This is a genomic window from Pseudomonas sp. ZY71 (assembly GCF_036542145.1).
Taxonomy (GTDB): domain Bacteria; phylum Pseudomonadota; class Gammaproteobacteria; order Pseudomonadales; family Pseudomonadaceae; genus Aquipseudomonas; species Aquipseudomonas koreensis_A.
This window is the reverse complement of sequence record NZ_CP144274.1, coordinates 5,982,913-6,004,158: the sequence shown is the minus strand read 5'-3', so window position 1 is coordinate 6,004,158 and position 21,246 is coordinate 5,982,913. Positions and strand designations below refer to the sequence as shown.

Below are 21,246 nucleotides of genomic sequence, written 5' to 3'. Positions count from 1 at the left end.
AAAGGCGCTGTAACCACCCGATGCGGTGGAGCAAACCATGGGGTTTGCACGATTTTCTGGCTGCTCCCGTCGGGAGGGGCCAAACAAGCAGGTGACCAAGCTGGGGAACGCTGATGGCTTACTCATATACTGAGAAAAAACGTATCCGCAAGGACTTTAGCAAGTTGCCGGACGTCATGGATGTGCCTTACCTCCTGGCCATCCAGCTGGATTCGTATCGTGAATTCTTGCAAGCGGGAGCGACTAAAGATCAGTTCCGCGACGTGGGCCTGCATGCGGCCTTCAAATCCGTTTTCCCGATCATCAGCTACTCCGGCAATGCTGCGCTGGAGTACGTCGGTTATCGCCTGGGCGAACCGGCATTTGATGTCAAAGAATGCGTATTGCGCGGTGTAACTTTCGCCGTACCTTTGCGGGTAAAAGTGCGCCTGATCATTTTCGACAAAGAATCGTCGAACAAAGCGATCAAGGACATCAAAGAGCAAGAAGTCTACATGGGTGAAATCCCCCTGATGACTGAGAACGGTACCTTCGTAATCAACGGTACCGAGCGTGTAATCGTTTCCCAGCTGCACCGTTCCCCGGGCGTGTTCTTCGATCACGACCGCGGCAAGACGCATAGCTCCGGCAAACTGCTGTACTCCGCGCGCATCATTCCTTACCGCGGTTCGTGGCTGGACTTCGAGTTCGACCCGAAAGACTGCGTGTTCGTGCGTATCGACCGTCGTCGCAAGCTGCCGGCATCGGTACTGCTGCGCGCGCTCGGCTATACCACTGAAGAAGTGCTGGACGCTTTCTACACCACCAACGTTTTCCACCTGAGCGGCGAAACCCTCAGCCTGGAACTGATTGCTTCGCGTCTGCGTGGTGAAATTGCGGTTCTGGACATTCAGGACGAGAAAGGCAAGGTCATTGTTGAAGCGGGCCGCCGTATTACCGCGCGCCACATCAACCAGATCGAAAAAGCCGGTATCAAGACTCTGGAAGTACCTCTGGACTACGTCCTGGGCCGTACTACCGCCAAGGTCATCGTGCACCCGGCTACCGGCGAAATCCTGGCAGAGTGCAACACCGAGCTGAACACCGAAGTCCTGGCAAAAATTGCCAAGTCCGGCGTTGTTCGCATCGAAACTCTGTACACCAACGATATCGACTGCGGTCCGTTCGTCTCCGACACGCTGAAGATCGACTCCACCAGCAACCAATTGGAAGCGCTGGTCGAGATCTATCGCATGATGCGTCCAGGCGAGCCGCCAACCAAAGACGCTGCCGAAACCCTGTTCAACAACCTGTTCTTCAGCCCTGAGCGCTATGACCTGTCTGCGGTCGGCCGGATGAAGTTCAACCGTCGTATCGGTCGTACCGAGATCGAAGGTTCGGGCGTGCTGTGCAAGGAAGACATCGTCGCGGTATTGAAGACTCTGGTCGACATCCGTAACGGTAAAGGCATCGTCGATGACATCGACCACCTGGGTAACCGTCGTGTTCGCTGCGTAGGCGAAATGGCCGAGAACCAGTTCCGCGTTGGCCTGGTACGTGTTGAGCGTGCGGTCAAAGAGCGTCTGTCGATGGCTGAAAGCGAAGGCCTGATGCCGCAAGACCTGATCAACGCCAAGCCAGTGGCTGCGGCGGTGAAAGAGTTCTTCGGTTCCAGCCAGCTCTCGCAGTTCATGGACCAGAACAACCCGCTGTCCGAGATCACCCACAAGCGTCGTGTCTCTGCACTCGGCCCTGGCGGTCTGACTCGTGAGCGCGCAGGCTTTGAAGTCCGTGACGTACACCCGACTCACTACGGTCGTGTATGCCCGATTGAAACGCCGGAAGGTCCGAACATCGGTCTGATCAACTCCCTGGCTGCTTACGCTCGCACCAACCAGTACGGCTTCCTGGAAAGCCCGTACCGTGTGGTGAAAGAGGGTGTGGTTACCGACGAGATCGTGTTCCTGTCAGCTATTGAAGAAGCCGATCACGTGATCGCGCAGGCTTCGGCGACCATGAACGACCAGAAAGTCCTGATCGACGAACTGGTAGCCGTACGTCACCTGAACGAATTCACCGTCAAGGCGCCTGAAGAAGTCACCTTGATGGACGTTTCGCCGAAGCAGGTAGTTTCGGTTGCAGCGTCGTTGATTCCGTTCCTCGAGCACGACGACGCCAACCGTGCGTTGATGGGTTCGAACATGCAGCGTCAAGCTGTACCAACCCTGCGCGCTGACAAGCCGCTGGTAGGTACCGGCATGGAGCGTAACGTAGCCCGTGACTCCGGCGTTTGCGTCGTGGCTCGTCGTGGCGGCGTGATCGATTCCGTCGACGCCAGCCGTATCGTGGTTCGTGTTGCTGATGACGAAGTTGAAACCGGCGAAGCTGGTGTCGACATCTACAACCTGACCAAATACACCCGCTCGAACCAGAACACCTGCATCAACCAGCGTCCGCTGGTGAGCAAGGGTGATCGCGTTCAGCGTAGCGACATCATGGCCGACGGCCCGTCCACCGACATGGGTGAACTGGCGCTGGGTCAGAACATGCGCATCGCGTTCATGGCATGGAACGGCTTCAACTTCGAAGACTCCATCTGCCTGTCCGAGCGCGTGGTTCAGGAAGACCGTTTCACCACGATCCACATTCAGGAACTGACCTGTGTGGCTCGTGATACCAAGCTTGGGCCTGAGGAAATCACTGCGGACATCCCTAACGTGGGTGAAGCTGCACTGAACAAGCTGGACGAAGCCGGTATCGTTTACGTAGGTGCTGAAGTTGGCGCAGGCGACATTCTGGTAGGTAAGGTCACTCCGAAAGGTGAGACCCAACTGACTCCGGAAGAAAAACTGCTGCGTGCAATCTTCGGTGAAAAAGCCAGCGACGTTAAAGACACCTCCCTGCGTGTACCTACCGGTACCAAAGGTACTGTCATCGACGTACAGGTCTTCACCCGCGACGGCGTTGAGCGTGATGCTCGTGCACTGTCGATCGAGAAGACTCAGCTCGACGAGATCCGCAAGGATCTGAACGAAGAGTTCCGTATCGTTGAAGGCGCGACTTTCGAACGTCTGCGTTCCGCTCTGGTAGGCCACAAGGCTGAAGGCGGCGCAGGTCTGAAGAAAGGTCAGGACATCACCGACGAGGTCCTCGACGGTCTTGAGCATGGTCAGTGGTTCAAACTGCGCATGGCTGAAGATGCTCTGAACGAGCAGCTCGAGAAGGCTCAGGCCTACATCGTTGATCGTCGCCGTCTGCTGGACGACAAGTTCGAAGACAAGAAGCGCAAACTGCAGCAGGGCGATGACCTGGCTCCAGGCGTGCTGAAAATCGTCAAGGTTTACCTGGCAATCCGTCGTCGCATCCAGCCGGGCGACAAGATGGCCGGTCGTCACGGTAACAAAGGTGTGGTCTCCGTGATCATGCCGGTTGAAGACATGCCGCACGATGCCAATGGCACCCCGGTCGACGTCGTCCTCAACCCACTGGGCGTACCTTCGCGTATGAACGTTGGTCAGATCCTTGAAACCCACCTGGGCCTCGCGGCCAAAGGTCTGGGCGAGAAGATCAACCGGATGGTCGAAGAGCAGCGTAAAGTCGCTGAACTGCGTACCTTCCTGGACGAGATCTACAACCAGATCGGCGGTCGTAACGAAGATCTGGACAGCTTCTCCGATCAGGAAATCCTGGATCTGGCGAAGAACCTGCGTGGCGGCGTTCCAATGGCCACTCCAGTGTTCGACGGCGCCAAGGAAAGCGAAATCAAGGCCATGCTGAAACTGGCAGACCTGCCGGAAAGCGGCCAGATGCAGCTGACTGACGGCCGTACCGGCAACAAGTTCGAGCGTCCAGTTACCGTTGGCTACATGTACATGCTGAAGCTGAACCACTTGGTAGACGACAAGATGCACGCGCGTTCTACCGGTTCGTACAGCCTGGTTACCCAGCAGCCGCTGGGTGGTAAGGCGCAGTTCGGTGGTCAGCGTTTCGGGGAGATGGAGGTCTGGGCACTGGAAGCATACGGTGCTGCTTACACTCTGCAAGAAATGCTCACAGTGAAGTCGGACGATGTGAACGGCCGTACCAAGATGTACAAAAACATCGTGGATGGCGATCACCGTATGGAGCCGGGCATGCCCGAGTCCTTCAACGTGTTGATCAAGGAAATTCGTTCCCTCGGCATCGATATCGATCTGGAAACCGAATAACACGTGACGCGAATCGAGAGCGGGGCAGGATTGCCCGCTCTCTGCTCCGCCAGGAGGAAAGGCCTTGAAAGACCTACTGAATTTGCTGAAAAACCAGGGTCAAGTCGAAGAGTTCGACGCCATCCGTATCGGATTGGCCTCGCCTGAGATGATCCGCTCATGGTCGTTCGGTGAAGTTAAAAAGCCGGAAACCATCAACTACCGTACGTTCAAACCTGAGCGTGACGGCCTGTTCTGCGCCAAGATCTTTGGCCCGGTAAAGGATTACGAGTGCCTGTGCGGTAAGTACAAGCGCTTGAAGCACCGTGGTGTGATCTGCGAGAAGTGCGGCGTTGAAGTTGCACTGGCCAAGGTTCGTCGTGAGCGCATGGCGCACATCGAACTGGCTTCCCCGGTTGCTCACATCTGGTTCCTGAAATCGCTGCCGTCCCGTATCGGCTTGCTGATGGACATGACCCTGCGTGATATCGAACGCGTTCTCTACTTCGAGAGCTATGTCGTTATCGATCCAGGCATGACCACCCTTGAAAAAGGTCAGCTGCTGAACGACGAGCAGTACTTCGAAGCGCTGGAAGAGTTCGGTGACGACTTCGACGCCCGTATGGGTGCTGAAGCTGTACGTGAACTGCTGCACGCTATCGACCTGGAACACGAGATTGGCCGTCTGCGTGAAGAAATTCCGCAAACCAACTCGGAAACCAAGATCAAGAAGCTGTCCAAGCGTCTGAAGTTGATGGAAGCCTTCCAGGGTTCCGGCAACCTGCCAGAGTGGATGGTGCTGACCGTTCTGCCGGTTCTGCCGCCAGATCTGCGTCCACTGGTCCCGCTGGACGGCGGTCGTTTCGCGACTTCCGACCTCAACGATCTGTATCGTCGAGTGATCAACCGTAACAACCGTTTGAAGCGCCTGCTGGATCTGTCCGCTCCGGACATCATCGTGCGCAACGAAAAGCGTATGTTGCAGGAAGCTGTCGATGCTCTGCTCGACAACGGTCGTCGTGGCCGCGCTATCACAGGTTCCAACAAGCGTCCTCTGAAATCCCTGGCTGACATGATCAAGGGTAAGCAGGGTCGTTTCCGTCAGAACTTGCTCGGTAAGCGTGTTGACTACTCCGGTCGTTCGGTAATTACCGTAGGCCCGACTCTGCGTCTGCATCAGTGCGGTCTGCCGAAGAAGATGGCTCTCGAGCTGTTCAAACCGTTCATTTTCGGCAAGCTGGAAATGCGTGGTCTCGCGACCACCATCAAAGCGGCCAAGAAAATGGTCGAGCGCGAACTGCCAGAGGTTTGGGACGTTCTCGCTGAAGTGATTCGCGAACACCCGGTTCTTCTCAACCGTGCACCGACCCTTCACCGTCTGGGTATCCAGGCGTTTGAACCGGTACTGATCGAAGGTAAGGCTATCCAGCTGCACCCTCTGGTCTGCGCCGCGTACAACGCCGACTTCGACGGCGACCAAATGGCCGTGCACGTACCGCTGACACTGGAAGCCCAGTTGGAAGCGCGTGCGTTGATGATGTCGACCAACAACATTCTGTCGCCAGCCAACGGTGAGCCAATCATCGTTCCGTCGCAGGACGTTGTATTGGGTCTGTACTACATGACTCGTGAAGCGATCAACGCCAAAGGCGAAGGTCGTGTGTTCGCGGATCTGCAGGAAGTTGACCGTGTGTTCCGTGCCGGCGAAGCCGCACTGCACGCCAAGGTTAAGGTTCGTATCAACGAAACCGTCAACGACCGTGACGGCAACAGCGTGAGCGGTACCCGTATCGTCGACACCACTGTCGGCCGTGCGCTGCTGTTCCAGGTTGTGCCAAAAGGTCTGTCGTACGACGTCGTCAACCTGCCTATGAAGAAAAAGGCGATCTCCAAGCTGATCAACCAGTGCTACCGCGTGGTTGGTTTGAAAGAGACCGTGATCTTCGCTGACCAGTTGATGTACACCGGTTTCGCTTACTCGACCATCTCCGGCGTTTCCATCGGTGTTAACGACTTCGTTATCCCGGATGAAAAAGCCCGCATCATCGGTGCTGCCACCGACGAAGTGAAAGAGATCGAGAGCCAGTACGCCTCCGGCCTGGTAACCCAGGGCGAGAAGTACAACAAAGTGATCGACCTTTGGTCGAAAGCGAACGACGAAGTTTCCAAGGCAATGATGGCCAACCTCTCGAAAGAGAAGGTTATCGACCGTCACGGCGTTGAAGTCGATCAAGAGTCTTTCAACTCGATGTACATGATGGCCGACTCGGGTGCGCGGGGTTCCGCAGCACAGATTCGTCAGCTGGCCGGTATGCGTGGTCTGATGGCCAAGCCGGACGGTTCCATCATCGAAACGCCGATTACTGCGAACTTCCGTGAAGGTTTGAGCGTACTTCAGTACTTCATCTCGACTCACGGTGCTCGTAAAGGTCTGGCGGATACCGCGTTGAAAACTGCGAACTCCGGTTACCTGACTCGTCGTCTGGTAGACGTGGCGCAGGATCTGGTTGTAACCGAGATCGATTGCGGCACCGAACACGGTCTGCTGATGACTCCGCACATTGAAGGCGGTGACGTTGTAGAGCCGTTGGGTGAGCGCGTATTGGGTCGTGTTATTGCCCGTGACGTATTCAAGCCAGGCACCGAGGACGTTATCGTTCCGGCCGGTACTCTGGTAGACGAGAAGTGGGTTGAATTCATCGAGCTGAACAGCATCGACGAAGTGATCGTGCGTTCGCCGATCAGCTGCGAAACCCGCTATGGCATTTGCGCCAAGTGCTACGGCCGTGATCTGGCTCGTGGTCACCAGGTGAACATCGGTGAAGCGGTCGGCGTTATCGCTGCCCAGTCCATCGGTGAGCCGGGTACCCAGCTGACGATGCGTACGTTCCACATCGGTGGTGCGGCAAGCCGTACTTCCGCAGCCGACAGCGTTCAGGTGAAGAATGGCGGTACCGTCCGTCTGCACAACCTGAAACACGTTGAGCGAGTGGATGGTCACCTGGTTGCTGTGTCCCGTTCCGGTGAGCTGGCCATCGCTGACGACTTCGGTCGTGAGCGCGAGCGTTACAAGCTGCCGTACGGTGCTGTGATTTCGGTTAAAGAAGGTGACAAGGTCGACGCTGGCGCAATCGTGGCCAAGTGGGATCCGCACACTCACCCGATCGTTACCGAAATGAAAGGTACCGTGACCTACGTGGGCATGGAAGAAGGCATCACGATCAAGCGTCAGACTGACGAATTGACCGGTATGACCAACATTGAAGTACTCGACGCGAAAGATCGTCCAGCTGCGGGCAAAGAAATCCGTCCAGCAGTGAAGATGGTCGACGACAACGGCAAGGATCTGTTGCTGCCAGGCACTGACGTTATCGCTCAGTACTTCCTGCCAGCCAACGCCCTGGTCGGTGTAGCGGATGGTGCGAAGATCGCGATCGGTGATGTTATCGCGCGTATCCCGCAAGAAACTTCGAAGACCCGTGACATCACCGGTGGTCTGCCGCGTGTTGCCGACTTGTTCGAAGCCCGTCGTCCGAAAGAAGCGTCGATTCTGGCTGAAGTCAGCGGCACCATCGCGTTCGGTAAAGAGACCAAAGGCAAGCGCCGTCTGGTTATTACCCCGAACGACGGTAGTGATCCGTACGAAGAGCTGATTCCGAAGTGGCGTCACCTGAACGTGTTCGAAGGCGAACAGGTAAACCGCGGCGAAGTTATCTCCGACGGTCCAAGCGATCCGCACGACATCCTGCGTCTGCTGGGTGTGAGCGCGCTGGCCAAGTACATCGTGAACGAGATCCAGGACGTTTACCGTCTGCAAGGCGTGAAGATCAACGACAAGCACATCGAGACCATCCTGCGTCAGATGCTGCGTAAAGTTGAAATCGCTGAATCCGGCGATTCCAGTTTCATCAAGGGCGACCAGATGGAACTGACTCACGTACTGGTAGAAAACGAGCGTCTGGGCGGCGAAGACAAGTTCGTCTCCAAGTACACTCGCGTTCTGCTGGGTATCACCAAGGCGTCGTTGTCCACCGAATCGTTCATCTCGGCGGCTTCCTTCCAGGAAACCACCCGCGTACTGACCGAAGCGGCAGTCACCGGCAAGCGCGATTACCTGCGCGGCCTGAAAGAAAACGTGGTCGTGGGTCGTCTGATCCCGGCAGGTACCGGCCTGGCATATCACAGCGAGCGCAAGCGTCGTCGTGAAGCAGACAAGCCGTTGCGCGTAAGCGCCAGTGAAGTGGAAGCTGCACTGACCGAAGCGCTGAACTCGAGCGGTAACTGAGTTCTGCGATAAATGAGCGTAAGGCCCTGATCGCTCCGTTCATCGAATCGAGACATTTTGTCGAGGTTCGAGGGGCGGGGAGGTCGGGGCCTTGCCTTGACTGGGGACAAGATCCTCTTTAGACTCTTGATCCCCTAAATTTGGCGGGAATTCGTTCCTGCCATTTTGCTTTTCTTGCAAGACAATAGCGTCGCAAGACAACAGTGGAGCTAGTAGATGGCAACTATCAACCAGCTGGTACGTCAGCCGCGTAAGCGTATCGTCGAGAAATCCGACGTACCTGCGCTGCAGAACTGCCCGCAACGTCGTGGCGTGTGCACCCGTGTGTACACCACCACGCCGAAAAAACCTAACTCGGCACTGCGTAAAGTATGCCGTGTGCGCCTGACCAACGGTTTCGAGGTTTCCTCGTACATCGGTGGTGAAGGTCACAACCTGCAAGAGCACAGCGTGGTACTGATCCGCGGCGGTCGTGTAAAAGACTTGCCAGGTGTTCGTTACCACACCGTTCGCGGCTCCTTGGATACTTCCGGCGTTAAAGGCCGTAACCAGGGTCGTTCGAAGTACGGTACCAAGCGTCCGAAGTAATCGGCCGTTTTGCAGATTTTATTTTATTGAGTCGATAAGAGTAAGGTCGGGCACGCATCCATTGGATCTGTCCCGAGCTAACCTGAAGACCGCTTGAGGGCTTATCATGCCAAGACGTCGCGTAGCAGCAAAGCGTGAGATTCTGGACGATCCGAAATACGGAAGCCAGATCCTCGCCAAATTCATGAACCACGTTATGGAAAGCGGCAAGAAAGCCGTTGCCGAACGTATCGTTTATGGTGCCCTGGAAACCGTTGCGACCCGTAAGGCTGGCACCGATCCCCTGGAACTCTTCGAAAAAGCACTCGACGCCATCGCTCCGCTGGTCGAAGTGAAGTCGCGCCGCGTTGGTGGTGCTACTTACCAGGTTCCGGTCGAGGTTCGTCCTTCCCGTCGTAACGCTCTGGCAATGCGCTGGTTGGTAGACTTCGCCCGTAAGCGTGGCGAGAAGTCTATGGCTCTGCGTTTGGCTGGCGAACTGCTGGATGCTGCTGAAGGTAAAGGTGCTGCTGTTAAGAAGCGTGAAGACGTGCACCGTATGGCTGAAGCCAACAAAGCTTTCTCGCACTACCGCTTCTAATTTTAGCTTCACTAATTTTGCGAGGGCTTTATGGCTCGTACTACTCCGATTAGCCGCTACCGTAACATCGGTATCGTCGCTCACGTGGATGCTGGTAAAACCACCACCACCGAGCGCGTCCTTTTTTACACCGGCAAAAGTCACAAAATGGGCGAGGTGCATGATGGCGCCGCGACCACAGACTGGATGGTGCAGGAGCAGGAGCGTGGTATTACCATCACTTCTGCTGCCATCACCGCTTTCTGGAAAGGTTCCGAGAAGCAGTACAAGGACGAGCACCGCTTCAACGTAATCGATACCCCGGGCCACGTTGACTTCACTATTGAAGTTGAGCGTTCCCTGCGCGTACTCGACGGCGCTGTCGTTGTGTTCTGCGGTACTTCGGGTGTTGAGCCTCAGTCGGAAACCGTATGGCGTCAAGCCAACAAATACGGTGTTCCACGTCTTGTTTACGTAAACAAGATGGACCGTGCTGGTGCCAACTTCCTGCGCGTGATCGGTCAGATCAAGCAGCGTCTGGGTCACACTCCGGTGCCGATCCAGTTGGCCATCGGTTCCGAAGACAACTTCCAGGGTCAGATCGATCTGATCAACATGCAAGCTGTCTACTGGAACGACTCTGACAAAGGTATGGTCCCTGTTCGCAAGGACATTCCTGCTGAGCTCCAAGAGCTGGCTGAAGAGTGGCGCAACAACATGGTTGAAGCTGCTGCTGAAGCCAACGAAGAGCTGATGAACAAGTACCTGGAAGGCGAAGAGCTGTCGATCGAAGAGATCAAGGCTGCTTTGCGTCAGCGTACTATCGCCGGCGAAATCGTTCTGGCTGTTTGCGGTTCTTCGTTCAAGAACAAGGGTGTTCCCCTGGTTCTCGACGCCGTTATCGACTTCCTGCCTGCGCCGACCGACATTCCTGCGATCAAGGGTACTGACCCTGATAACGAGGAAATCGAGCTGGAGCGTCATGCAGACGATGCGGAGCCGTTCTCGGCTCTGGCGTTCAAGATCGCTACCGACCCATTCGTGGGTACCTTGACCTTCGTCCGTGTTTACTCGGGCGTGTTGAACTCCGGCGACGGCGTGATCAACTCGGTTAAAGGTAAAAAAGAGCGCGTGGGTCGTATGGTGCAAATGCACGCAAACGCCCGTGAAGAGATCAAGGAAGTGCGCGCTGGCGACATCGCGGCCCTGATCGGCATGAAGGACGTCACCACTGGTGAAACCCTCTGCAACGCTGACAAGCCAATCATCCTGGTTCGCATGGACTTCCCGGAGCCGGTTATTTCGGTAGCCGTAGAGCCTAAGACCAAGGATGACCAGGAAAAAATGGGCATCGCTCTGGGCAAACTTGCTCAGGAAGACCCGTCTTTCCGCGTTAAAACTGATGAAGAGACTGGTCAAACGATCATCTCCGGCATGGGCGAGCTGCACCTGGACATCCTGGTTGACCGGATGCGCCGTGAGTTCAACGTCGAAGCCAACATCGGCAAGCCTCAGGTTTCGTATCGTGAGCGCATCACGAAGAACTGTGAAATCGAAGGCAAGTTCGTTCGTCAGTCCGGCGGTCGTGGTCAGTTCGGCCACTGCTGGATCCGTTTTGCTCCTGCTGACGAAGGTCAGGAAGGTCTGCAATTCGTGAACGAAGTTGTAGGTGGTGTGGTTCCTAAGGAATACATCCCGGCTATCCAGAAGGGTATCGAAGAGCAGATGAAGAACGGCGTTGTTGCCGGCTATCCGCTGATCGGCCTGAAGGCTACCGTGTTCGATGGTTCTTACCACGACGTCGACTCCAACGAGATGGCGTTTAAAGTGGCTGCCTCCATGGCGACCAAGCAACTGGCCCAGAAGGGCGGTGGTGAGTTGCTTGAGCCGATCATGGCTGTAGAGGTTGTTACGCCTGAAGACTATATGGGTGATGTGATGGGCGACCTTAACCGTCGTCGCGGCATGATCCAGGGTATGGAAGACACAGTGTCCGGCAAGGTTATCCGTGCCGAGGTTCCACTGGGTGAGATGTTCGGTTATGCGACCGACGTTCGTTCCATGTCCCAGGGTCGCGCAAGCTACTCTATGGAATTCAAAAAATACGATACGGCTCCGTCGCACATCGTCGAATCCGTAACCAAAAAACAAGGCTGATTCAGCCCCTTTAGGCTAGGAGTTAATTGTCGTGGCTAAAGAAAAATTTGATCGTTCCCTACCGCACGTCAACGTTGGCACCATTGGTCACGTTGACCACGGTAAAACCACTCTGACTGCTGCTCTGACTCGCGTTTGCTCCGAAGTTTTCGGTTCCGCAATCGTTGACTTCGACAAGATCGACAGCGCACCAGAAGAAAAAGCTCGTGGTATCACCATCAACACCGCTCACGTTGAGTACAACTCGACAATTCGTCACTACGCTCACGTTGACTGCCCAGGTCACGCTGACTATGTGAAGAACATGATCACCGGTGCTGCTCAAATGGACGGCGCTATTCTGGTTTGCTCGGCCGCTGATGGTCCGATGCCACAAACCCGTGAGCACATCCTGCTGTCCCGTCAGGTAGGCGTTCCGTACATCGTGGTTTTCCTGAACAAGGCTGACCTGGTAGACGACGCTGAGCTGCTGGAACTGGTTGAGATGGAAGTTCGCGACCTGCTGTCCACCTATGACTTCCCGGGCGATGACACTCCAATCATCATCGGTTCGGCTCGTATGGCGCTGGAAGGCAAAGACGACAACGAAATGGGCACCACTGCCGTTCGTAAGCTGGTTGAGACTCTGGATACCTACATCCCAGAACCAGTTCGTATGATCGACAAGCCGTTCCTGATGCCAATCGAAGACGTATTCTCGATCTCGGGTCGCGGTACTGTTGTGACTGGTCGTATCGAGCGCGGTATCGTTCGCGTTCAGGATCCGCTGGAAATCGTTGGTCTGCGTGACACCACCGTTACTACTTGCACCGGTGTTGAAATGTTCCGCAAGCTGCTCGATGAAGGTCGTGCTGGCGAGAACTGCGGCGTTCTGCTGCGTGGCACCAAGCGTGACGACGTTGAGCGTGGTCAGGTTCTGGTTAAGCCGGGTTCGGTTAAGCCGCACACCACTTTCACCGCAGAAGTTTACGTTCTGAGCAAAGAAGAAGGTGGTCGTCACACTCCGTTCTTCAAAGGCTACCGTCCACAGTTCTACTTCCGTACTACTGACGTGACTGGTAACTGCGAGCTGCCAGAAGGCGTTGAAATGGTAATGCCAGGTGACAACATTCAGATGACTGTTACCCTGATCAAAACCATCGCGATGGAAGACGGTCTGCGTTTCGCTATCCGTGAAGGCGGTCGTACCGTCGGCGCTGGCGTCGTAGCCAAAATCATCGCGTAATTCTCTTTTATAGAGATTGCCTGATGCTTTGAAAAAGCCCCCGCTCAGCGGGGGCTTTTTTATTGGGTTGACACCTATCTGGGGCGTCTATAGAATTGCGCCTCCTTTTAACGGGCGTATTGCGCTCGGTGGGAATAGCAGCCGGAGTCTGAAATCCAATGCAAAATCAGCAAATCCGTATCAGGTTGAAGGCTTTCGACCATCGCCTGATCGACCAATCAACCCAGGAAATCGTGGAAACCGCGAAACGTACTGGTGCTCAAGTGCGTGGTCCAATTCCACTGCCTACCCGTAAAGAGCGGTTCACCGTTCTGGTTTCTCCGCACGTCAACAAAGACGCGCGCGACCAGTACGAAATCCGCACTCATAAGCGCGTTCTGGACATCGTCCAGCCAACGGATAAAACCGTTGATGCTCTTATGAAGCTTGATCTTGCGGCCGGTGTGGAAGTGCAGATCAGCCTCGGCTAAGACTCGGTCTTAGTCGTGTAACGCTCTGAAATGGGCGGCCATAGCGGGTGAAAGCCCCGTACACTCATGAGGTTTACAACATGACTATTGGTGTAGTCGGTCGTAAATGCGGTATGACCCGTATTTTCACCGAAGAAGGTGTCTCCATTCCGGTCACGGTCATTGAGATCGAGCCGAATCGCGTCACCCAGTTCAAAACTGAAGAGACCGATGGCTATCGTGCAGTGCAAGTCACTGTCGGCGAGCGTCGTGCTTCGCGTGTAACAGCAGCTCAGGCTGGCCACTTCGCTAAAGCGAACGTTGCCGCTGGTCGCACCACCATGGAATTCCGTCTTGAAGAAGGCGAGTACCAGGCTGGCGATCTGATCAACGCTGAAATCTTCGCCGCTGGTCAACTGGTTGATGTAACCGGTCAGTCCAAGGGTAAAGGCTTCCAGGGTACGATCAAGCGTTGGAATTTCCGCGGGCAAGATAACACCCACGGTAACTCCGTATCCCACCGCGTCCCAGGCTCTATCGGCCAGTGCCAGACTCCTGGTCGTGTATTCAAGGGCAAAAAAATGTCCGGTCATATGGGCGCTGAGCGCGTGACCGTGCAGTCCCTGGAAGTAGTGCGCGTGGACGCTGAACGCAATCTGTTGTTGGTCAAGGGTGCTGTTCCTGGCGCTACTGGCGGCAACCTGGTTGTACGTCCAGCAGCCAAGGCTCGCGGTTAAGGGGAAGCTGACATGCAATTAAATGTAAATGACGCTCAAGCGATCGAAGTTTCCGAACTGACATTTGGCGGCGAATTCAACGAGACGCTGGTTCACCAAGCAGTCGTGGCCTACATGGCTGGCGGCCGTCAAGGTACCAAGCAGCAGAAGACCCGTTCCGACGTTCGTGGTGGCGGTAAGCGCCCATGGCGTCAGAAAGGTACTGGCCGTGCTCGTGCCGGTACTATCCGTAGCCCAATCTGGCGTGGCGGCGGTACCACTTTTGCAGCGCGTCCACAGGATCACTCCCAGAAGCTGAACAAGAAGATGTATCGCGCAGCAATGCGTTCCATCCTTGCTGAGCTGGTGCGTACTGATCGTCTGGTCGTGGTTCAGGATTTCGCTGTTGAAACTCCGAAAACCAAAGATCTGCTGGGCAAGCTGAACAACATGAGCCTGACCGACGTTTTGATCGTGTCGGACGCTGTTGATCAGAACCTGTACCTGGCTGCTCGTAACCTGCCGCACGTAGATGTACGTGACGTTCAAGGTTCCGATCCAGTTAGTCTGATCGCATACGACAAGGTGTTGATCACCGTGTCGGCCGTGAAGAAATTCGAGGAGCTGCTGGGATGAACCAGGAACGCGTATTTAAAGTTCTGCTTGGCCCGCACGTTTCCGAGAAGGCTACGGTTCTGGCAGACAAGAAAGGCCAGTTCGTTTTCAAGGTTGCTACTGACGCAACCAAGCTGGAAATCAAGAAGGCCGTCGAAAGCCTGTTCAGCGTGAAAGTAGAGCGCGTCACTACCCTGAATGTTCTGGGTAAGAGCAAGCGCACTGCTCGCGGTCTGGGCAAGCGTAATGACTGGAAGAAGGCAGTTATCTCCCTTCAGCCAGGCCAAGATCTCGATTTCAGCAGCAGTGCTGAGTAAGGAAGGGGTGCATCATGGCAATCGTTAAATGCAAACCGACTTCCCCTGGCCGCCGTTTTGTGGTCAAGGTGGTCAACCAGGAGCTGCATAAAGGCGCTCCTCACGCACCGCTGCTCGAGAAAAAATCGAAGACTGGTGGTCGTAACAACAATGGCCGTATTACCACGCGTCACATCGGTGGTGGTCATAAGCAGCATTATCGTATGGTCGATTTCCGTCGCAACGACAAAGATGGCATCGTCGCCACTGTCGAGCGTATCGAATACGATCCAAACCGTACTGCTCACATCGCACTGCTCTGCTACGCAGACGGCGAGCGCCGCTACATCATCGCCCCTAAAGGCGTGAGTGCTGGCGACCAGCTGATCGCAGGCGCTCTGGCTCCAATCAAGCCAGGTAACGCTCTGCAACTGCGCAACATTCCAGTCGGTTCTACCGTACACGGCATCGAACTGAAGCCAGGTAAAGGCGCACAGATCGCTCGTTCTGCTGGTGCTTCGGCTCAGCTGATCGCTCGTGAAGGCGTTTACGTTACCCTGCGTCTGCGTTCCGGTGAAATGCGTAAAGTCCTGGCTGAATGCCGTGCGACCCTGGGCGAAGTCTCGAACTCCGAGCACAGCCTGCGTTCGCTGGGTAAAGCTGGTGCCAAGCGCTGGCGTGGCGTTCGCCCAACCGTTCGTGGTGTTGCCATGAACCCGGTTGACCACCCACATGGTGGTGGTGAAGGTCGTACCTCTGGTGGTCGTCATCCGGTATCGCCATGGGGCTTCCCGACTAAGGGCGCGAAGACTCGTGGTAATAAGCGTACCGACAAAATGATCGTCCGTCGTCGCAAGTAAATAGAGGGATACGACAGTGCCACGTTCTCTGAAAAAAGGTCCTTTTATTGATCTTCACCTACTGAAGAAGATCGAAGTGGCGGCGGAAAAGAACGATCGCAAACCAATTAAGACTTGGTCGCGTCGTTCGATGATCCTGCCACAAATGGTCGGTCTGACCATCGCAGTACACAACGGTCGTCAGCACGTCCCAGTTCTCGTTAACGAAGACATGGTCGGCCACAAACTGGGCGAGTTCGCCGGTACCCGCAACTATCGCGGGCACGTGGCTGACAAGAAAGCCAAGCGTTAAGGGGTTAGGAAATGGAAGTAGCCGCTAAGTTGTCGGGCGCTCGAATCTCCGCCCAGAAAGCCCGCTTGGTCGCCGACCAGATCCGCGGGAAGAAGGTGGGCGAAGCGCTCAACTTGTTGGCTTTCAGCAGTAAGAAAGCCGCCGAGATCATGAAGAAAGTGCTGGAGTCGGCCGTAGCCAACGCCGAGCATAACGAAGGCGCAGACGTTGATGACCTGAAGGTCAGCACCGTTTTCGTCAACGAAGGGCGTTCGCTGAAGCGCATCATGCCACGTGCCAAAGGCCGTGCTGATCGCATCGTCAAGCGGTCTTGCCATATCACTGTCAAGGTTGCTGACAAGTAACGGAGTCGAAGAGATGGGTCAGAAAGTACATCCCATTGGCATTCGCCTGGGAATCGTCAAGGAGCACACCTCCGTCTGGTACGCAGACGGTCGGACTTATGCGGACTACTTGTTCGCAGATCTGAAAGTGCGTGAGTATCTCCAAGACAAACTAAAAAGCGCGTCCGTAAGCCGTATCGATATCCATCGTCCGGCCCAAACTGCACGTATCACCATCCACACCGCTCGTCCAGGTATCGTTATCGGGAAGAAAGGTGAAGATGTTGAGAAACTGCGTCAGGACCTGACCAAGCAAATGGGTGTGCCTGTGCACATCAATATCGAAGAGATCCGCAAGCCGGAGCTCGACGGTATGCTGGTTGCGCAGAGCGTAGCTCAGCAGCTGGAGCGTCGTGTAATGTTCCGTCGCGCTATGAAGCGCGCAGTTCAGAACGCCATGCGCATTGGTGCCAAGGGCATCAAAATCCAAGTGAGCGGTCGTCTCGGCGGTGCTGAAATCGCACGTACTGAATGGTATCGCGAAGGTCGTGTGCCATTGCACACCCTGCGTGCCGACATCGACTATGCCAACTACGAAGCTCACACCACTTACGGTGTGATCGGTGTAAAGGTTTGGATCTTCAAAGGCGAAGTAATTGGTGGTCGCCAAGAAGAGCTGAAACCACAAGCACCAGCGCCTCGTAAAAAAGCTGCTAAGTAAGGGGTACGCCAAATGTTGCAACCTAAGCGTACGAAGTTCCGCAAGCAGATGACAGGCCACAACCGTGGTCTGGCTCAGCGCGGTAGCAAAGTCAGCTTCGGCGAGTTCGCGCTGAAGTCTGTAGCTCGTGGTCGTCTCACCGCTCGTCAGATCGAGTCAGCGCGTCGTGCTCTGACCCGTCACGTTAAACGTGGCGGCAAGATCTGGATCCGTGTATTCCCGGACAAGCCTATTTCCAAAAAGCCCCTCGAAGTTCGTATGGGTAAAGGTAAGGGTAGTGTGGAGTACTGGGTTGCCCAGATTCAGCCAGGCAAAGTCCTGTATGAAATCGAGGGTGTTTCTGAAGAGCTGGCGCGTGAGGCTTTTGCCCTGGCTGCTGCAAAGCTGCCGCTCGCCACCGCCTTTGTTAAACGGACGGTGATGTGATGAAAGCGAATGAACTTCGTGAAAAATCCGCACAGCAGCTGAACGAGCAACTGCTCGGCTTGCTGCGCGACCAGTTCAATCTGCGTATGCAGAAAGCAACTGGCCAGTTGGGGCAGTCTCATCTGCTCTCGCAAGTTAAACGTGACATCGCTCGCGTGAAGACTGTGCTCAACCAGCAGGCAGGTAAGTGATCATGGCTGAAGCCGAAAAAACTGTCCGTACGCTGACTGGCCGTGTTGTCAGCGACAAGATGGACAAAACCATCACCGTACTGATCGAGCGTCGCGTAAAGCACCCGATCTACGGTAAATACGTTAAGCGTTCGACTAAGCTGCACGCGCACGACGAAACCAACCAGTGCCACATCGGCGACAAAGTCACTATTCGTGAAACTCGTCCTATGGCCAAGACCAAGTCTTGGGCGCTGGTTGATGTTCTCGAACGCGCTGTGGAAGTCTAAGGACTAGGGGTCGGAGAAATTATATGATTCAGACTCAATCCATGCTCGATGTGGCCGATAACAGCGGCGCTCGCCGTGTTATGTGCATCAAGGTGCTGGGTGGCTCCCATCGTCGTTACGCTGGTATCGGTGACATCATCAAAGTTACCGTGAAGGAAGCAATTCCTCGCGGTAAAGTGAAAAAAGGCCAAGTGATGACTGCTGTTGTAGTCCGCACTCGTCACGGCGTACGTCGTGCTGATGGCTCCATTATCCGCTTTGATGGCAACGCTGCTGTTCTTCTGAACAACAAGCAAGAGCCGATCGGCACCCGTATCTTTGGGCCAGTGACCCGTGAACTTCGTACTGAGAAGTTCATGAAGATCGTCTCGCTCGCCCCAGAAGTGCTGTAAGGAGATCCGACATGCAAAAGATTCGTCGTGACGACGAGATCATCGTGATCGCCGGCAAAGACAAAGGTAAGCGCGGTAAGGTGCTCAAGGTTCTTGCTAATAACCGTCTGGTTATCAGCGGTCTGAACCTGGTAAAGCGTCATACCAAGCCTAACCCGATGTCGGGCGTGCAAGGCGGTATCGTCGAAAAAGAAGCTCCACTGGACGCTTCTAACGTCGCCATTTTCAACGGCGAAACCAACAAGGCTGACCGCGTTGGTTTCAAAGTAGAAGACGGCAAGAAAATTCGTGTCTTCAAGTCGACCCAAAAAGCGGTTGATGCTTGAACACTGCTAGGTAGAAGACCATGGCACGACTAAAAGAGATTTACTGGAAGGAAATCGCACCGAAGCTTAAGGAAGAACTTAAGCTTTCGAACGTGATGGAAGTTCCACGCGTTACAAAAATCACCCTGAACATGGGTCTGGGCGAAGCTGTTGGTGATAAAAAAGTCATCGAGCATGCTGTTGCTGACCTGGAAAAGATCACCGGCCAAAAAGTCGTTGTGACCTACGCTCGTAAATCCATCGCTGGCTTTAAAGTCCGTGAAGGATGGCCGATCGGCGTCAAGGTGACTCTGCGCCGTGAGCGTATGTATGAGTTCCTGGATCGTCTGCTGTCGATCTCCCTGCCTCGGGTTCGCGACTTCCGCGGCCTGAATGCCAAGTCCTTCGATGGTCGTGGTAACTACAGCATGGGCGTGAAAGAGCAGATCATTTTCCCGGAAATCGACTACGACAAGATCGATGCTCTCCGCGGTCTGGACATTACCCTGACCACCACTGCCAAGAACGATGATGAAGGCCGCGCTCTGCTGCGTGCTTTCAAATTCCCGTTCCGCAACTGATTGGAGTAGGAAAATGGCCAAGAAGAGCATGAAAAACCGTGAGCTGAAGCGTCAGCTCACCGTTGCCAAGTACGCCACCAAGCGTGCAGCGCTGAAAGCTATCATCGTTGATCTGAACGCAAGTCCAGAAGCACGTTGGGAAGCTACCGTAGCTCTGCAGAAGCAACCACGTGACGCAAGCGCTTCGCGCATGCGTAACCGTTGCCGCCTGACTGGTCGTCCGCACGGCGTTTACCGCAAGTTCGGCCTTGGCCGTAACAAGCTGCGTGAAGCTGCAATGCGTGGTGACGTACCAGGTCTGGTTAAAGCCAGCTGGTAATTGCTGTCAAAGTCTCGATGTTCGGGTTCGCAAGAACCTGACCATCGGTGGCCTTGAATCTGAATCAAGCCCCTTTTGGGGCTTGATTCATTTCTGGGGTGTGTCTAGAATGACCGGCTCGCCTGAGCCCGTGTTTTTCATGCCCGGAAGTTCTCGGCGACAAGTAGTAGCCGAAAGGCTAATTTTTCTGTATTAGGAGCGTCTAGCCCATGAGTATGCAGGACCCGTTAGCGGACATGCTAACTCGAATCCGTAATGCCCAGATGGCTGAAAAGTCTGTCGTAAGCATGCCATCTTCCACGTTGAAGGCGGCTGTAGCAAAAGTCCTGAAGGACGAAGGTTACATCGCGGATTTTCAGATCACCACCGACGCTAAGCCGTCGTTGTCCATCGAGCTGAAGTACTTCGAAGGCCGTCCGGTTATCGAAGAAGTGAAGCGCGTTAGTCGTCCAGGCCTGCGTCAGTACAAGTCCGTTGAAGATCTGCCGAAAGTTCGTGGCGGTCTTGGCGTGTCTATCGTCTCCACCAACAAAGGTGTGATGACGGATCGTGCTGCGCGCGCTGCCGGTGTCGGCGGCGAAGTTCTTTGCACTGTGTTCTAAGGGGGGATAAGCATGTCTCGCGTCGCTAAGAACCCCGTTAAGCTGCCAGCCGGTGTCGAAGTAAAATTCGCAGGCCAACAGCTTTCGGTGAAGGGTGCCAAGGGTACTCTTGAACTGAACATCCATTCGTCCGTTGAGATCGTTGAAGAAGCTGGTGAGCTGCGTTTCGCTGCTCGCAATGGCGATCAACAAACTCGCGCAATGGCCGGTACCACGCGTGCGTTGGTAAACAACATGGTCCAAGGCGTAAGCCAAGGCTTCGAGCGCAAGCTCCAGCTGGTCGGTGTTGGTTACAAAGCGCAAGCAAAAGGCACGGTTCTGAACCTGGCCCTTGGCTTCTCGCACCCAGTGGATTACGAACTGCCGGAAGGCATCACCGCTGAGACTCCTAGCCAGACCGATATCCTGATCAAGGGCATCGACAAGCAGCTGGTAGGTCAAGTGGCCGCTGAGATCCGCGACTTCCGTCCACCAGAGCCGTACAAAGGCAAAGGTGTGCGCTACGCGGACGAAGTCGTCCGTCGTAAAGAAGCCAAGAAGAAGTAGGGCATAGCAAATGACCGACAAAAAAGTTACTCGACTGCGTCGCGCTCGCAAAGCACGCCTGAAAATGCACGAACTCGAAGTCGTGCGTCTCTGCGTGTTCCGCTCGTCGCAGCACATCTACGCCCAGGTCATCTCGGCCGACGGCAACAAGGTCCTGGCAAGCGCCTCGACTTTGGATAAAGAACTGCGTGATGGTGCCACTGGCAACATCGACGCGGCCACAAAGGTTGGCCAGCTGGTCGCTACGCGTGCTAAGGCCGCTGGCGTCTCGCAAGTGGCTTTCGACCGCTCTGGCTTCAAGTATCACGGCCGCGTTAAAGCGCTGGCTGATGCTGCTCGTGAAGCTGGGCTGGAGTTCTAAGT

At 55.2% G+C, this 21,246-nt stretch carries 24 protein-coding genes; all 24 read left to right on the top strand.

Annotated features, from left to right (window positions below):
• Positions 1-113 precede the first annotated feature (113 nt).
• The 24 genes from rpoB (at position 114) to rplR (ending at position 21,244) form a co-directional block, all read left to right on the top strand.
• Positions 114-4,187 (top strand): DNA-directed RNA polymerase subunit beta, encoded by a 4,074-nt coding sequence (gene rpoB / locus VY732_RS26685; protein WP_077574738.1) that lies wholly within the window; start codon positions 114-116, stop codon positions 4,185-4,187.
• A gap of 64 nt (positions 4,188-4,251) precedes the next feature.
• Positions 4,252-8,451, top strand: coding sequence for a DNA-directed RNA polymerase subunit beta' (gene rpoC, locus VY732_RS26680; RefSeq protein ID WP_016984189.1), 4,200 nt, complete (start codon positions 4,252-4,254; stop codon positions 8,449-8,451).
• A 216-nt stretch (positions 8,452-8,667) separates the two neighbouring features.
• Positions 8,668-9,039 (top strand): 30S ribosomal protein S12, encoded by a 372-nt coding sequence (gene rpsL / locus VY732_RS26675; RefSeq protein WP_003186084.1) that lies wholly within the window; start codon positions 8,668-8,670, stop codon positions 9,037-9,039.
• Between the two features lie 106 nt (positions 9,040-9,145).
• Positions 9,146-9,619 carry a 30S ribosomal protein S7 gene (gene rpsG / locus VY732_RS26670; RefSeq protein ID WP_007916467.1) on the top strand — a complete coding sequence of 158 codons (474 nt, stop codon included), beginning with the start codon at positions 9,146-9,148 and terminating at the stop codon, positions 9,617-9,619.
• A 30-nt stretch (positions 9,620-9,649) separates the two neighbouring features.
• A complete protein-coding gene (gene fusA / locus VY732_RS26665; protein WP_016984188.1) occupies positions 9,650-11,755 on the top strand; it encodes an elongation factor G in 2,106 nt (701 codons plus the stop codon).
• A 31-nt stretch (positions 11,756-11,786) separates the two neighbouring features.
• Entirely contained in the window at positions 11,787-12,980 is a 1,194-nt protein-coding gene (gene tuf / locus VY732_RS26660) for an elongation factor Tu (protein WP_077574737.1), read from the top strand.
• Between the two features lie 158 nt (positions 12,981-13,138).
• Positions 13,139-13,450 (top strand): 30S ribosomal protein S10, encoded by a 312-nt coding sequence (rpsJ, locus tag VY732_RS26655; RefSeq protein WP_003186070.1) that lies wholly within the window; start codon positions 13,139-13,141, stop codon positions 13,448-13,450.
• Positions 13,451-13,530: 80 nt separating this feature from the next.
• On the top strand, positions 13,531-14,166 hold the full coding sequence (gene rplC / locus VY732_RS26650; RefSeq protein ID WP_003228738.1) for a 50S ribosomal protein L3: 636 nt from the start codon (positions 13,531-13,533) through the stop codon (positions 14,164-14,166).
• A 12-nt stretch (positions 14,167-14,178) separates the two neighbouring features.
• Entirely contained in the window at positions 14,179-14,781 is a 603-nt protein-coding gene (gene rplD / locus VY732_RS26645) for a 50S ribosomal protein L4 (RefSeq protein WP_007918468.1), read from the top strand.
• Positions 14,778-15,077 carry a 50S ribosomal protein L23 gene (gene rplW, locus VY732_RS26640; protein ID WP_002555488.1) on the top strand — a complete coding sequence of 100 codons (300 nt, stop codon included), beginning with the start codon at positions 14,778-14,780 and terminating at the stop codon, positions 15,075-15,077. The genes rplD and rplW overlap by 4 nt, the downstream gene beginning before the upstream one ends.
• 14 nt (positions 15,078-15,091) lie before the next feature.
• Positions 15,092-15,916, top strand: coding sequence for a 50S ribosomal protein L2 (gene rplB / locus VY732_RS26635; RefSeq protein WP_003228734.1), 825 nt, complete (start codon positions 15,092-15,094; stop codon positions 15,914-15,916).
• 16 nt (positions 15,917-15,932) lie between these two features.
• Positions 15,933-16,208, top strand: a complete 276-nt coding sequence (gene rpsS / locus VY732_RS26630; RefSeq protein WP_011336172.1) for a 30S ribosomal protein S19 — start codon at positions 15,933-15,935, stop codon at positions 16,206-16,208.
• 11 nt (positions 16,209-16,219) lie between these two features.
• Positions 16,220-16,552 (top strand): 50S ribosomal protein L22, encoded by a 333-nt coding sequence (rplV, locus tag VY732_RS26625; protein ID WP_003103908.1) that lies wholly within the window; start codon positions 16,220-16,222, stop codon positions 16,550-16,552.
• Positions 16,553-16,565: 13 nt separating this feature from the next.
• Complete coding sequence (rpsC, locus tag VY732_RS26620) at positions 16,566-17,252, top strand: 30S ribosomal protein S3 (RefSeq protein WP_003176422.1); 687 nt, start codon at positions 16,566-16,568, stop codon at positions 17,250-17,252.
• A gap of 12 nt (positions 17,253-17,264) precedes the next feature.
• Complete coding sequence (rplP, locus tag VY732_RS26615; protein WP_007896757.1) at positions 17,265-17,678, top strand: 50S ribosomal protein L16; 414 nt, start codon at positions 17,265-17,267, stop codon at positions 17,676-17,678.
• On the top strand, positions 17,678-17,869 hold the full coding sequence (rpmC, locus tag VY732_RS26610; protein WP_002555481.1) for a 50S ribosomal protein L29: 192 nt from the start codon (positions 17,678-17,680) through the stop codon (positions 17,867-17,869). Before rplP ends, rpmC begins: the two co-directional genes overlap by 1 nt.
• 2 nt (positions 17,870-17,871) lie before the next feature.
• Positions 17,872-18,138 carry a 30S ribosomal protein S17 gene (rpsQ, locus tag VY732_RS26605; RefSeq protein WP_003194644.1) on the top strand — a complete coding sequence of 89 codons (267 nt, stop codon included), beginning with the start codon at positions 17,872-17,874 and terminating at the stop codon, positions 18,136-18,138.
• A gap of 23 nt (positions 18,139-18,161) precedes the next feature.
• The gene (gene rplN / locus VY732_RS26600; protein WP_002555479.1) at positions 18,162-18,530 is read left to right on the top strand and encodes a 50S ribosomal protein L14; all 369 of its coding nucleotides are present in this window, start codon (positions 18,162-18,164) and stop codon (positions 18,528-18,530) included.
• Between the two features lie 11 nt (positions 18,531-18,541).
• A complete protein-coding gene (gene rplX / locus VY732_RS26595; protein WP_008081905.1) occupies positions 18,542-18,856 on the top strand; it encodes a 50S ribosomal protein L24 in 315 nt (104 codons plus the stop codon).
• 20 nt (positions 18,857-18,876) lie between these two features.
• The gene (gene rplE / locus VY732_RS26590) at positions 18,877-19,416 is read left to right on the top strand and encodes a 50S ribosomal protein L5 (protein ID WP_003176415.1); all 540 of its coding nucleotides are present in this window, start codon (positions 18,877-18,879) and stop codon (positions 19,414-19,416) included.
• 13 nt (positions 19,417-19,429) lie between these two features.
• The gene (rpsN, locus tag VY732_RS26585) at positions 19,430-19,735 is read left to right on the top strand and encodes a 30S ribosomal protein S14 (protein WP_003228726.1); all 306 of its coding nucleotides are present in this window, start codon (positions 19,430-19,432) and stop codon (positions 19,733-19,735) included.
• A gap of 209 nt (positions 19,736-19,944) precedes the next feature.
• Positions 19,945-20,337: a 30S ribosomal protein S8 gene (rpsH, locus tag VY732_RS26580; RefSeq protein WP_077574736.1), complete on the top strand. Its 393-nt coding sequence runs from the start codon at positions 19,945-19,947 to the stop codon at positions 20,335-20,337.
• A 12-nt stretch (positions 20,338-20,349) separates the two neighbouring features.
• Complete coding sequence (gene rplF, locus VY732_RS26575) at positions 20,350-20,883, top strand: 50S ribosomal protein L6 (protein WP_003176412.1); 534 nt, start codon at positions 20,350-20,352, stop codon at positions 20,881-20,883.
• Positions 20,884-20,893: 10 nt separating this feature from the next.
• Positions 20,894-21,244, top strand: a complete 351-nt coding sequence (gene rplR, locus VY732_RS26570; RefSeq protein ID WP_003186037.1) for a 50S ribosomal protein L18 — start codon at positions 20,894-20,896, stop codon at positions 21,242-21,244.
• Positions 21,245-21,246 lie beyond the last annotated feature (2 nt).